Source organism: Cupriavidus sp. 01L46, from assembly GCF_056399905.1.
Genome location: NZ_JBFTSF010000059.1, coordinates 1 through 13,465, shown reverse-complemented (window position 1 = coordinate 13,465; position 13,465 = coordinate 1). Strand labels below are relative to the sequence as shown.

10 protein-coding genes are annotated in these 13,465 nt (G+C 67.9%); 6 read left to right on the top strand and 4 right to left on the bottom strand.

Translation table 11 applies throughout. The features are described 5' to 3' along the window. Positions 1-260 precede the first annotated feature (260 nt). The gene (locus AC1DS3_RS12895; protein WP_441632400.1) at positions 261-2,261 is read left to right on the top strand and encodes an ATP-dependent helicase; all 2,001 of its coding nucleotides are present in this window, start codon (positions 261-263) and stop codon (positions 2,259-2,261) included. Positions 2,262-2,283: 22 nt separating this feature from the next. On the opposite strand, the gene cmdF is transcribed toward AC1DS3_RS12895, so the two are convergent. From cmdF to AC1DS3_RS12875, 4 genes are all read right to left on the bottom strand, one after another. Then, positions 2,284-3,918 carry a tyrosine 2,3-aminomutase gene (cmdF, locus tag AC1DS3_RS12890; protein WP_441632231.1) on the bottom strand — a complete coding sequence of 545 codons (1,635 nt, stop codon included), beginning with the start codon at positions 3,916-3,918 and terminating at the stop codon, positions 2,284-2,286. 114 nt (positions 3,919-4,032) lie between these two features. Beyond that, positions 4,033-5,349 (bottom strand): sigma-54-dependent transcriptional regulator, encoded by a 1,317-nt coding sequence (locus tag AC1DS3_RS12885; protein ID WP_477127300.1) that lies wholly within the window; start codon positions 5,347-5,349, stop codon positions 4,033-4,035. Between the two features lie 8 nt (positions 5,350-5,357). Then, on the bottom strand, positions 5,358-7,343 hold the full coding sequence (locus AC1DS3_RS12880; RefSeq protein ID WP_477127299.1) for a sensor histidine kinase: 1,986 nt from the start codon (positions 7,341-7,343) through the stop codon (positions 5,358-5,360). 82 nt (positions 7,344-7,425) lie between these two features. After that, on the bottom strand, positions 7,426-8,727 hold the full coding sequence (locus AC1DS3_RS12875; RefSeq protein WP_477127316.1) for a dicarboxylate/amino acid:cation symporter: 1,302 nt from the start codon (positions 8,725-8,727) through the stop codon (positions 7,426-7,428). A 420-nt stretch (positions 8,728-9,147) separates the two neighbouring features. On the opposite strand from AC1DS3_RS12875, the gene AC1DS3_RS12870 reads away from it, so the two are divergent. The 5 genes from AC1DS3_RS12870 to AC1DS3_RS12850 all read left to right on the top strand — a co-directional run bounded on the left by AC1DS3_RS12870 (position 9,148) and on the right by AC1DS3_RS12850 (position 13,251). Then, positions 9,148-9,468, top strand: a complete 321-nt coding sequence (locus tag AC1DS3_RS12870) for a (2Fe-2S) ferredoxin domain-containing protein (RefSeq protein ID WP_267605322.1) — start codon at positions 9,148-9,150, stop codon at positions 9,466-9,468. A 99-nt stretch (positions 9,469-9,567) separates the two neighbouring features. Beyond that, positions 9,568-10,212 (top strand): alpha/beta hydrolase, encoded by a 645-nt coding sequence (locus AC1DS3_RS12865; protein ID WP_477127298.1) that lies wholly within the window; start codon positions 9,568-9,570, stop codon positions 10,210-10,212. 72 nt (positions 10,213-10,284) lie between these two features. Continuing rightward, on the top strand, positions 10,285-11,493 hold the full coding sequence (locus AC1DS3_RS12860; protein ID WP_441632224.1) for a D-alanyl-D-alanine carboxypeptidase family protein: 1,209 nt from the start codon (positions 10,285-10,287) through the stop codon (positions 11,491-11,493). Between the two features lie 13 nt (positions 11,494-11,506). After that, positions 11,507-11,812 (top strand): YbeD family protein, encoded by a 306-nt coding sequence (locus AC1DS3_RS12855; protein WP_183032022.1) that lies wholly within the window; start codon positions 11,507-11,509, stop codon positions 11,810-11,812. 245 nt (positions 11,813-12,057) lie between these two features. Next, positions 12,058-13,251 carry a class I SAM-dependent rRNA methyltransferase gene (locus AC1DS3_RS12850; RefSeq protein WP_441632222.1) on the top strand — a complete coding sequence of 398 codons (1,194 nt, stop codon included), beginning with the start codon at positions 12,058-12,060 and terminating at the stop codon, positions 13,249-13,251. Positions 13,252-13,465: the final 214 nt, after the last annotated feature.

The window sequence follows — 13,465 nt, the reverse complement described above, 5'->3', positions numbered from 1 at the left end:
CAGGGCGCGGTCGGGCAATGCCCGGCTTGCGCAGCCCGGCTGTATGGATATACAGTTGCCAGCAGCTTTCCCCGCCCATGCTGGCGAGCGCACTTGCGCCCGGCATCCCCTAAGGCCCCCGCTCCGTGTTACTCGATCCCGATCCCAGCGCCGTGCTTTGCGACGCACCCGCCGTCAAGCAGCCCGATACCGTGGATGCCTGCGCCCCCGACACGCCGGCCTACCTGTCCACCCTGAACCCGGAACAGCGCGCGGCCGTGATGCATGAGTCAGCCGCGCCGCTGCTGATCATCGCCGGTGCCGGCTCGGGCAAGACCAACACGCTGGCCCACCGCGTCGCCCATCTGGTGCTGGGCGGCGCAGACCCGCGCCGCATCCTGCTGCTGACGTTCTCGCGCCGCGCGGCGTCGGAGATGGGGCGGCGGGTCGAGCGCATCGTCGACCAGGCGCTGGGCATGCAAGCCTCCGGGGCGGGGCGCGCGGCACTCACATGGTCAGGCACCTTCCACGCCATCGGCGCACGCCTGCTGCGCGAGTACGCGGAAACGCTTGGCCTGTCGCCCAGCTTCACCATCTGCGATCGCGGCGACGCCGCCGACCTGATGAACGTGGTGCGGCACGACCTGGGCCTGTCGGCCCAGGCTTCGCGGTTCCCCCGCAAGGAAACCTGCCTGTCGATCTACTCGCGCGTGGTCAACACCCAGGCGCCGCTCGAAGACGTGCTCAAGCAATGGTTCCCGCGCTATGCCATGTGGACGGATGCGCTGCGCGGACTATTTGCCGGCTATGTGCAAGCCAAGCAGAAGCAGCAGGTGCTCGACTACGACGACCTGCTGCTCTACTGGGCGCAGGCACTGGCCGAGCCCGCGCTGGCGCAGGACATGGGCGCGCGCTTCGACCACGTGCTGGTGGACGAATACCAGGACACCAATGCGCTGCAGGCTGCCATCCTGCTCGCGCTCAAGCCCGACGGGCGCGGCCTGACGGTGGTGGGCGACGATGCACAGTCGATCTACGCCTTCCGTGGCGCCACGGTGCGCAACATCCTCGATTTCCCCGCGCAGTTCACGCCGGCCGCGGACATGGTCACGCTGTCGCAGAACTACCGCTCCACCCAGCCCATCCTGGCTGCCGCCAACGCGGTGATCGGGCTGGCGGCCGAGCGCTATACCAAGGACCTGTGGTCGGAGCGCGGCTCGGCCGAGAAGCCGGAGATCGTGGTGGTCAACGACGAGGCGGACCAGGCCCGCTATGTGGTCGAGCAGATCCTGGCGCGGCGCGAGGCCGGGCTGGCGCTGCTGTCGCAGGCGGTGCTGTTCCGCGCCGCCGACCACAGCGCGCAGCTGGAGATCGAGCTGGTCCGGCGCAACATCCCGTTCGTGAAGTTCGGCGGCTTGAAGTTCCTGGAATCCACGCACGTGAAGGATGTGCTGGCGGTGGTGCGCTGGCTGGAAAATCCGCGCGACCGCATGGCGGGCTTCCGCAGCCTGCAGCTGCTGCCTGGCGTGGGGCCCAAGACTGCTGCTCGTGTGCTCGATGCCGTGGAAATCGCCACCGAGCCGCTATTTGCCCTGGAGTCCTTTGAGGCGCCGCCAGCCGCCGCCGAGGCCTGGCCCGACCTGCTGGCGCTGGCGCGCAGCCTGATGGCCCCGGCCGCGCCGTGGCCCTCCGCCTTCGAGCAGGTGGTGGCGTGGTACCAGCCGCACCTTGAGCGCCTGCACGACGACGCTCCCGCACGCGCGGCTGACCTGCAGCAACTGGAGCGCATCGCCGCCACCTACGCGTCGCGCGAGCGCTTCCTGACGGAACTCACGCTCGACCCGCCGGACGCATCGAGCGACGAATCCGGCGTGCCGCTGCGCGACGAGGATTACCTGATCCTGTCCACCATCCACTCGGCCAAGGGCCAGGAATGGAAGGCCGTCTATGTGCTCAATGCCGTCGACGGCTGCATGCCGTCGGACCTGGCCACCGGCACCACCGAGGAAATCGAGGAAGAGCGCCGGCTGCTATACGTAGCCATGACCCGCGCCCGCGACCACCTCGACATCGTGGTGCCGCAGCGTTTCTATGTGCACCAGCAGACCGCCTATGGCGACCGCCATGTCTACGCCTCGCGCACGCGCTTTCTGCCCAACCGCGTGATGCCGCTGTTCCACAGCCGGTCCTGGCCGCCGCCCCCGCCGGTGGCGGATGCGCCGGCCAAGGCGCCGCTGCCCAGGCTGGACCTGGCCGGCCGCATGCGCGATATGTGGAAATGAGGCTGCGCGGCCAGGGCGCGTGTCAGTTGACCGCCGCGCCTGCCGCGCGCACCACCTCCACCAGCGCGCCGGCGCGCAGTTGCGCGGCAATGGCTTCGATGTCGTCGGTCATGTAGCGATCCATCGCCAGGAACGGCACGCGCTCGCGCACAAAGGCAAAGACCGCGCGGCCCGCCGGCGACAGGCTCTCCACCGCGCCTGCCAGCTCGGCGGCCTGGCAGGCTGCGAGCAGTTCCACGGCGAGGATGTACTGGTTGTTGTCGATGATGCGGCGTGCATTGCGCGCGCCGATCAGGCCCATGCTCACCACGTCCTGGTTGTCGCCGTTGGACGGCACGCTCTGGATGCTGGCCGGGCTGCAGATGGTGCGGTTCTCGGCGATCAGCGCGGTGGCCGGATACTGGGCGCCGGCAAACCCGCAGCTCAGGCCCTCGTTGGCGGCCGCCAGGAAAGCCGGCAAGCCGTTATTCAGGTGCGGGCTGAGCAGGCGGTTGAGGCGGCGCTCCGACACCACGCCAAGCTGCGTGGCCGCGATGGCGAGGAAGTCCATGGCGAACGCGACTTGCTGGCCGTGGAAATTGCCGCCGTGGAACAGCTCGCCGTCGTCGAAGAACAGTGGATTGTCGTTGGACGAATTCAGCTCGCGCTCGACCACGGTGGCGCAGTGGCCCAGCGTGTCGCGCACCGCGCCCAGCACCTGCGGAATGCAGCGCAGCGTGTAGGCCTTTTGGATAAACACGCCGGTGCCGGTGTTCTTCTCGTCGCCCGCGCGGGTCTTCATTTCCCCCGCCAGCTGGCCATGCCCTGAGAGGCGCGTGGAACCCGCCAGCAGCGCGCGCAGGTTGGCCGCCGATTGCACCTGGCCCGGATGCGGCTTGGCAATATCGTGGCCGTGGGTCATGAAGGCGTCGGCCGAGGCGTTCAGCCCTTCCAGCGCCAGCGCCGCGATGATCTCGGCCTGCGTCACCTGGGCGCGCATGGTTTCCAGCAGCAGGCATGCCATGCCGGTCATGGCCGAGGTGCCGTTGATCAGCGCCAGCCCTTCCTTGTGGGACAGCTTGATCGGCTCGATGCCATGCTCGCGCAATACCTGCGCGGTGGGCGCGGTGGTGCCGTCGGCCAGCAGCAGCTTGCCTTCGCCAATCAGTGTGATGGCGATATGCGAGAGCGGCGCGAGGTCCCCGCTGGCGCCGAGCGAGCCCACCTGCGGCACGGCGGGCGTGATGCCCGCCTCGACATAACGCAGCAATTGCTCGATCACCAGCGGGCGTACCGCCGAATAGCCCCGCGCCAGCGCATTGGCGCGCGCGACCATCATCGCGCGCACCTCTTCGCGCCCGAACAGCGGGCCCACGCCGGCGCAGTGGCTGCGCAACAGGTTTTCCTGCAGGGCGCCGGCATGCTCGATATCCACCCAGTTATGGACCAGCTCGCCAAAGCCGGTGGAAACGCCGTAGATGGGGATATTGGACGAGGCAAGTTCCTCGAAACGCGCACGCGCATCCGCCACATGGGCACGCGCGGCCTGGTCCAGGCTGGCCTGGCGACGGCCTTGCGCCACCTGCGCCAGCGCCGCGGCGGTGAGTTGCTGGCCATCGACCTCGACGGCCGTGCCGCCCAGGCGGCTGGATGCGTGCTGGCTGGATACCTCGTTCATTGCGTGTTCCGGGTGAGCTGTTCGGGCCCGCGAGTGTATCAAGAGATGTCGACTCGCAGCGCACAGCGCCCGGTTGGCCCGGTTAGCCCGGAAACGCCCGAAGCGCCCGAAGCGCTACAGCCCGTAGCGCTTGATCTTGTCGTACAGCGTGGCCTTGCCCACCTGCAGCAGATCCGCCGCCTGGCTGACCGCGCCGCCGGTGCGCGCCAGCGTATCGGCAATGACGGCGCRCTCGTAGTGCTCCATGCGCTCCTTGAGCGGCGTGGAGTCGTCGAGCGCATCGGCGCGCGTGCCGCCCTCGGGCACGCCCAGCACCAGGCGGTCGGCGGCGTTGCGCAGCTCGCGCACGTTGCCGGGCCACGCGCGCTGCATCAGCGCCTGGCGCTGCAGCTCGGAGAGGATGGGCACGGGGCGCTGGTAGCGCACCGCCGCCACCAGCATGAAATGCTCGAACAGCGCAACGATGTCCTCGCGCCGCTCGCGCAGCGGGGGCAACGGGATGGTGACCACGTTGAGCCGGTAGTACAAATCCTCGCGGAACGTGCCTTGCGCCACCAGCGTCTCCATATCGCCCTTGGCCGCGGCCACGATGCGCACGTCGATGGCGATGGAGGCATTGGAGCCGAGCCGCTCCAGCGTGCCCTCCTGCAGCACCCGCAGCAGCTTGACCTGCAGCGCTAGCGGCATGCTCTCGATCTCGTCGAGGAACAGCGTGCCGCCCGAGGCGTGCTCGAGCTTGCCCACGCGGCGCTTGCCGGCGCCGGTAAACGCGCCGGCCTCGTGGCCGAACATCTCGCTCTCGAAGATGGCCTCGGGCACTGCGCCGCAGTTCAGCGCGACGAAGGGCGCTTGGTGGCGCGGCGACAAAGCATGCAGGCTGCGCGCCACCAGCTCCTTGCCGGTACCGGTCTCGCCGTTGATCATCACGGGGACATCCGTGGCGGCCACGTTGGCCACCAGCGTGCGCACCTGCTCGATGGCCGGCGAGCGCCCGATGATGCGCGTGCCCGCGGCCGGGCCGGCCAGCTCGCGCCGCAGCGCGCGGTTCTCCAGCTCCAGCGCGCGCCGCTCCAGCGCGCGGCGCACGGTCTCAGTCAGGCGGTCGGCGCCAAAGGGCTTCTCGATGAAATCGTAGGCGCCTTCGCGCATGGCCTGTACCGCCATGGTGATATCGCCGTGGCCGGTGACCAGGATCACCGGCACGCCCGGCGCCGCGTTGCGGCAGTGCTGCAGCAGGTCCAGCCCGCTGGCGCCGGTGAGGCGCACGTCCGTCACCAGCACGCCGGGAAACTCCGGCGACAGGTGCGGCATGGCGGCCTCGGCCGAGGGCAGCGCCAGCACGGAGAAGCCAGCCAGCTCCAGGCTCTGCGCGGTGGCCTGGCGCACCAGGGGTTCGTCTTCGACGAACAGGACACGCAATCCGTCTTGCATGGCAATGCTCACTCAGTATGGGTGGGAGAGATGGAAGTGGTGGCGGCGCGGGGCGCGGCACCTTCGGGCGCGGGCGCGCGCCGCAGCATCACCACGAATTCCGCGCCGCCGCCGGGCCGGTCGGCCGCGCTCAACTGCCCGCCGAACTCGCGCACGATGGACGACGAAATGGCCAGGCCCAGGCCGAGCCCCTGGCCGATCTCCTTGGTGGTGAAGAAGGGTTCGAACAATCGTGGCAAGGCGTCGGCGGCGATGCCGGTGCCATTGTCGCGCACCGCGATGCTGACCGTGCCGCCGTGCTCGCTCACCGCCACTTCCACGCAGGGCGCGCGCGGCGCCGCGGTGGCCAGCGCATCGAGGGCATTGCCGATCAGGTTGAGCAGCACCTGCTCGAGCTTGAGCTCATCGGCCCACACCGCCGGCCCGGGCGGCTGGGACAAGCCCTCCACCTTCAGCGCGACATGGGCCAGGCGCGGGGCCATGAGCGCCAGCACGTGGTCCAGCGCGGCGCGCACATGCACCGCGTGCCGCCGCTGGCGCGCCTTGCCGGCGAACAGCTTGAGCTGCCCGGTGATCTTGCCCATGCGGGTGGTGAGGTCGGCGATGGCGACGAGGTTGCCGGCGGCCGCATCGAGCTGCCCGCGCTCGAGCAGCACGCGGGTGTTGTCGGAAAACGTGCGCAGGGCCGCCAGCGGCTGGTTCAGCTCATGCGTGATGCCGGCTGCCATCTGGCCCAACGCCGCCAGCTTGCTGGCCTGCACCAGCTCATCCTGCGCCGCGCGCAGCTCGCTCTCGGCGCGGGTGCGCTCCGCGACCTCGGCTTCCAGCTGCTCGTTGATGGCCATCAGGTCGGCGGTGCGCGCCTCCACCCGGCGCTCCAGCTCATCGTAGGCGGCTTCGAGCAGGCGCCTGCCGTATTCGATATCGCGCGCGCGCTGCCGGCGCTGGCGCCAGTTGAACAGCAGCAGGCACATGCAGGCATAGGCCAGCGCCGCCCCGACGGTGGCATTGCGCGMGCTGGCCAGCACCGGGTCCAGCGCGGCCATCACCTGCATGGTCCAGTCGGCGGGGCCCACCTTGCGGCTGATCTCGAGGTAGCGCTCGGCGTTGCTGCCGGTACCAATGCGCACCAGCCGCGCGCCCTCGCCCAGCACGGTCCGGCCCAGCCATTGCGTAACGGGAGACTGCAGCGCCTCCAGCGGCAGCGGCCTGACCTCCTGGTCATGGTACTGGCGCGTGCGGTCCAGCTCGGTCTGCAGCTCGCTTGGCAGCGGCTGCAAGGTGCGGTACTGCCAGGCCGGCACCGAGGAAAGGAAGATCACGCCATGCTCGTCRCTAACCATCACCGGCTCGGCGCCGCCGGCGCCAGCGCGCTGGAACCACTCCAGGTTGAGCTTGACCACGGTCACGCCCACCACGCGCCCCCCCACCTTCACGGGCTGCGCAATGTAGTAGCCGGGCTCATCGCTGGTGATGCCGATGGCGTAGAAGCGCCCGATCTCCCCGCGCGATGCGCTCTGGAAGTAAGGGCGGAAGCGGTAGTCGGTGCCGACAAAGCTGCCCGGCTCGTCATGGTTGCTGGCGGCCAGCGCGAGGCCGTTGGCGGCAATGACATAGGTGGCCGAAGCCCGCGCGCGGCGGTTGACTTCGGACAGGTAGCGGTTGGCCGCCGCCACGCGCACGGGATCGCCTGGCGCGGCCAGCAGGTCATGGACAAAGGGATGGAGCGAGACCAGCGCGGGGAGGAACTCGTAGCGGTCGAGCGTGCTTTCCAGCGTGGCCGCGTAACGATCGGCGCGGGTGGCCGTGGCTTGCTGCAGCCCGTCGATGCCGCGCTGCATCGAAACCAGCCAGGTCAGCGAGCACAGGACGACCAGGCCGACGGCTAGCGCCGCGGCAAAGCCCCGCCAGGTTCCGCCGCCATCGCCTGGCGCATGCACCAGGCGGGCGGAAGCGGGATCATGCACGGCGAGGAAATCGTCGGAATGTGGCATCGGCGCATGCGAAGGGACACGCGCCGATGATACCCGCTGGCGGGCGGCGCCGGCTGGCGCCGCCGCTCCGGACGCCGGGACCTCAGCGGACGCCGGGGCCGGCTTCGGCAAGTTCGGCCGTTTCATCGCCGCCACGGCGCAGCATGCGGTCAAGCTGCGCGCGGTCGAGTTCGTGCTCCCACGCCGACATCACCACCGTCGCCACGCCATTGCCGATGATGTTGGTCAGCGCGCGGCATTCGCTCATGAAGCGGTCGATGCCGAGGATCAGCACCATGCCCGCCACCGGAATGTCCGGCACCACCGMMAGCGTGGCGGCCAGCGTGATGAAGCCGGMGCCGGTSAYGCCGSYGGCGCCCTTGGAGGTGATCATCGCCACGCCCAGCACGGTGAGCTGCTGCAGCAGCGTGAGCTCGATGCCGGTGGCCTGGGCGATGAAAAGCACCGCCATGGTCATGTAGATGTTGGTGCCATCCAGGTTGAAGGAGTAGCCCGTGGGCACCACCAGCCCCACCACCGATTTGGAGCAGCCCAGCTTTTCCAGCTTTTCCATCAGGTGCGGCAGCGCCGCCTCCGACGAGCTGGTGCCCAGCACGATCAGCAGTTCCTCCTTGATGTAGGAGATGAAACGGAAGATGTTGAAGCCCGTCAGGCGTGCCACCGCGCCCAGCACCACTACCACGAAGACGATCGCGGTGAAGTAGAAGGTGCCGATCAGCTTGAGCAGCGGCACCAGCGAGCCCAGGCCGTACTTGCCGATGGTGAAGGCCATCGCGCCGAACGCGCCCAGCGGGGCCACCTTGGTGATCACGTGAACGATGTGGAAGAACACCTTGGAGACCTGCTCGACGAAGTCGAACACGATCTGCGAGCGGTCACCCATGGCCGCCAGCGCCGAGCCGAAGAGCAGGGAAATCAGCAGGATCTGCAGGATGTCGCCATTGGCGAACGCGCTGACCATCGTGTCCGGGATGATGTGCATGAAGAACTCGACCGTGCTCTGGCCATGCGCCTGCGTCACGTACTGCGAGATCGACTTGGTGTCGAGCGTGGCCGGATCGATGTTGAAGCCCGCGCCCGGCTTGAGCAGGTGCGCGGACAGCAGGCCGATCAGCAGCGCGAAGGTGGAGATCACCTCGAAGTAGAGCAGCGCCTTGCCGCCGACCCGGCCCACCTTCTTCATGTCGCGCATGCCGGCGATGCCGGACACCACGGTACAGAAGATGATCGGGCCGATGATCATCTTGATCAGCTTGATGAAGCCATCCCCCAGCGGTTTCATGGCTACGCCCGTAGCGGGCCAGAAATGCCCGAGCACGATGCCCACCGCGATGGCGAACAGCACCTGCACGTACAGGATCTTGTAAAAGGGTTTCCTCATGATGTCGTCCTCGGTATTTGACCGTGCCCGCCGCCGCACAGCGGCAGATTCGCGCGCCCTGCAAATGGAGCGCGTCTGCCTTAAGCCTCGCAACCGCCGTGCCAGGCCGGCCGGCGCCGCCAAGTGACTGATTTCAAAAGGAAGCTGGCAAAGCGCACGACCGTTCACTCCGATTTTCCGGAATTCTGGAAATCGGCCGTCCAGAGATCCGGACGATCCGGCCAGCCTGGGTGCGCGCTACGCCACCCGTGGCCGCGACGCAGTGCGCGCGGCACACGCGCGGCATCGAAGCGGGTTCCCAAAGCGTCGAACCGCCCCCCATGACGCCGTATAATTCAGCCCTTCCACCCATTCCTGGCGACCGGCGCGCGCCCCGGGCACTCATTGCCTCCCGCGTTGCCGCCGCCGATACGCCCACCACGCATGCGCAGCCACTACCAGCACCACGTTTTCTTCTGCCTCAACCAGCGCGAGGACGGCGGCGCCTGCTGTGGTGCGCATAACGCCCAGGCCATGCAGGAATACGCCAAGAAGCGCTGCAAGGCGCTTGGCATCTCCGGCGGCGAAGGCCGCGTGCGCATCAACAAGGCTGGCTGCCTGAACCGCTGTGAACTCGGGCCGGTGCTGGTGGTCTATCCCGAGGCCGTCTGGTACACCTTCGTCGACGAGCAGGACATCGACGAGATCATCGAGAGCCATCTGGTGGGCGGCAAGCCGGTCGAACGCCTGATGGTCGATCACTGATTGACCTCAGTGACCTCAGCCCCGGCCTCGGCTGAAACGCTGAATCACCGAAACCACGGCGCCACGGCGCCAAAGCCAGCCACCCTGCTTCCTGTTCCCATGAACGCGCATACCCAGGTACTTACCGTCGCCGGCCCCGTCGGYGCCATCGACGTTTCAGTCGACCTGCCGCAGGCCGGCGCCCCGCGCGGGCTCGCGCTGGTGGCCCACCCGCATCCGCTGTTCKGCGGCACCAAGGACAACAAGGTAGCGCAGACGCTGGCACGCAGTTTCGTGCAGCTTGGCTACGCCACCGTGCGCCCGAACTTCCGTGGCGTCGGCGGCACCGCCGGCAGCCACGACAACGGCGTGGGCGAGCAGGACGACCTGCTGGCTGTCATCGGCTGGATGCGTACCCAGTCCGCGTGGTCGCCGGATGCCGCCACGCTGCCGCTGGCGCTGGCCGGCTTCTCGTTTGGCAGCTTCGTGGCCAGCCACGTCGCCCGGCGCCTGGCCGAAGCCGGCACGCCGGTGCAGCGCCTGGCCATGGTGGGCACTGCCGCCAGCCGCTGGGAAGTCGCCCACGTGCCGGCCGACACCATCGTCATCCACGGCGAGCAGGACGATACCGTGCCGCTGGCGAGCGTGTTCGACTGGGCCCGCCCGCAGGAGCTGCCGGTGATCGTGATCCCCGGCGCCGACCACTTCTTTCATCGCAAGCTGCACCTGATCAAGCAGCTCGTCGTCAATGCGTGGGACCAGTGACGGGGGCGGYGCGCCGCCCCGCCATGTCACCGGATGCACTCCCCGCCCCTTTTTTTTGCCGGAAACTGAAACATGTTGAATAGAGCCACGCCGCTTTTCGCGTCCGCCAACACATCCGCCCTGGTCACCGCAGCCATCGTCGGCGCCGCCGTCGTGCTTGCCCCGGCTCCCGTGCGCGCCCAGGGCGTGCCGATGCCGCAGGTGGCGGCCAAGTCCTGGATGCTGTATGACGTCACCAGCGGCCAGGCCCTGGCTTCGCAGAACGCCGATGTGCGCATCGAGCCAGCTTCGCTGACCAAGCTGATGACCGCCTACCTGGCGTTCGCCGCACTCAAGGAAAAGCGCCTCACGCTGGACCAGACCGTAGTGCCGACCACGATCGTGCAGAAGGTCAAGAGCGACGAATCCCGCATGTTCCTGGAAGCCAACAAGCCGGTCAGCGTGCAGGACCTGTTGCTGGGCTTGATCGTGCAATCGGGCAATGACGCGGCGCTGGCGCTGGCCGAAGCCGTGGGCGGCTCGGAAGAAGGCTTCGTGGCGATGATGAATCGCGAGGCCCAGCGGATGGGCATGAAGAACACCCACTTCAGCAACACCGACGGCATCCCCGACCCGAACCACTACACCACGGCCATGGACCTGGCCACGCTGACCACGCGGATCATCAAGGACTTCCCCGAGTACTACAGCATGTACTCGCAGAAGGAATTCACCTACAACAAGATCCGCCAGCCCAACCGCAACCGCCTGCTTTACATCGACCCCACCGTGGACGGCCTCAAGACCGGCCACACCAAGTCGGCCGGCTATTGCCTGATCTCCTCGGCCAAGCGTCCGCTGGCCAATGTGCCTAACGGTTCGCGCCGCCTGGTCTCGATCGTGATCGGCACCACCACCGAAGCGGTCCGCACCCAGGAAAGCCTGAAGATCCTGAACTACGGCTTCCAGTTCTTCGACACGCTGCGCCTGTACGACCGCGGCCAGGTGCTGGCCACGCCCGACATCTACAAGGGCAAGGAATCCACCGTCAAGATCGGCGTCAAGGACGAGACTTACATCACCGTGCCCAAGGGCACGGGCGGGCGCATCAAGCCGGTGCTGGAGCGCCAGGAACTGCTGGTGGCGCCGCTCACCGCCGGCCAGCAGGTCGGCACGGTCAAGCTGATGGACGGTGCCACCAAGGTGGCCGAGTTCCCGGTGGTGGCGCTGGAAGACGTGCCCGAGGCCGGCTTCTTCGGCCGCCTGTGGGATACCATCCGCTTGTGGTTCAAGCGCAAGTAAGGAGGGCATTGAAATGAGCGCCGACAATTCCGACCAGGGCAAGCCGGGCGACATCCCGCCGGCCGAGTCGCTGATCGAGTACCCCAGCCATTTCCCCATCAAGGTGATGGGCAGCATGCAGGATGGCTTTGCCGAAGCCATCGTGACGCTGGTGCAGGGCTTCGATCCCGACTTCCACGCCGGCAAGATGGAGATGCGCCCTTCCGCCAAGGGCAACTACCTCGGCCTGACCGTCACGGTATGGGTCACCAGCCGCGAACAGCTCGACGAGCTGTACCGCGCACTGACGTCGCACCCGATGGTGAAGGTAGTGCTGTAGCCGGTTGAGCGGTGTAGCGGGCCGGCGAGCTTGCCGTAATCCTCCCGCCATGCGGGAGAAGGGTGAGCGTATCCAGTGCTGCAGTGCTGGACAGAAACAATGGCTCCGCTTGTTGTGGCTCCTAGCTAAGCCACCCCTCTCCCCGCCCCTCTCCCCGTGAGGGGAGAGGGAGTAACAACAATCAGGCACTTCGGACCGGGCTGGCCTGTTCGCTCGGCTTCGTCTGGCGCCTAAAACAACAAATCATGAACACCATCACCCTCAAGCCCGGCAAGGAAAAATCCTTGCTGCGCCGCCACCCCTGGGTCTACGCCACCGGCGTGGATACCGTCGAAGGCCGCTGCGAGCCCGGCAGCACCGTGATCGTGCGCGCCGCCGACGGCCGCTTCCTGGCGCGCGGGGCGTACAGCCCCTCTTCCCAGATTCGCGTGCGGGTGTGGAGCTTCGACGAGAACGAGCCGGTCGATCACGCCATGTTCAAGCGGCGCGTGTCCGCCGCCCTCGCGCATCGCAAGCAGTGGGTGAAAGACAGCGACGCCGTGCGCCTGATCTTCGGTGAATCCGACCGCCTGCCGGGCCTGATCGTCGACTACTACGGCAGCGGCGCCAACGGCCAGCTGGTGTGCCAGTTCAATGCGGCCGGGGTCGAAGCCTGGAAGGACGCCCTGGTGCAGGCGCTCGTCAAGGAAACCGGCTGCCCGAACGTGTACGAGCGCTCCGACGCCGCCGTGCGCGAGCGCGAAGGCTTGCCGCTGGTGACCGGCGTGCTGGCCGGCGCCGAGCCCGACCCCGAGCTCAGCGTGACCGAGCACGGCGTGCGCTACTACGTGGACGTGAGGAGCGGCCACAAGACCGGCTTCTATGTCGACCAGCGCGACAACCGCAAGCTGGTGGGCGACCTGGCCAACGGCCGCGAGGTGCTCAACTGCTTCTGCTACACCGGCGGCTTCTCGCTGGCGGCGCTGCGCGGCGGCGCCACCTCGGTGACCTCGATCGACTCCTCCGGCGAGGCGCTCAAGACCGCCGCGGGCAACGTCACCCTCAACGGCTTCGACCCCGAGCGCGCGACCTGGCTCGACGCCGATGTGTTCAAGTCGCTGCGCCAGTTCCGCGCCGACGGCCGCCAGTTCGACCTGATCGTGCTGGACCCGCCCAAGTTCGCGCCATCGGCCCAGCATATCGACCGCGCCGCGCGCGCCTACAAGGAGATCAACCTGGTCGGCCTGCAGTTGCTGCGCCCGGGTGGCCTGCTGTTCACCTACTCATGCTCCGGCGCGATCAGCATGGAACTGTTCCAGAAGATCGTGGCGGGCGCGGCGACCGATGCCCGCGCCGATGCGCGCATCCTGCGACGCCTCTCGGCCGGCACCGATCACCCGATGCTGGCGGCCTTCCCCGAAGGCGAGTACCTCAAGGGCCTGCTGCTGGAAAAGATCTGACAACCAAGGGCATTGGCCGAAGCCGCCGAACGGGCCAAAGCCGCACGCCATGACGACGGCTGTCTCTCCCTCGCCCCTCAGGGGGAGAGGGCCGGGGAGAGGGGGGGCTTAGTCAATATGACTCCCCTGGGGCAAAGAGGGCTGGCCCGCCGCGAGGAATCAAACGCGGGTTAGCATGACTGCCAGAGCCGCATGGTGTGGACAGTGCCACACC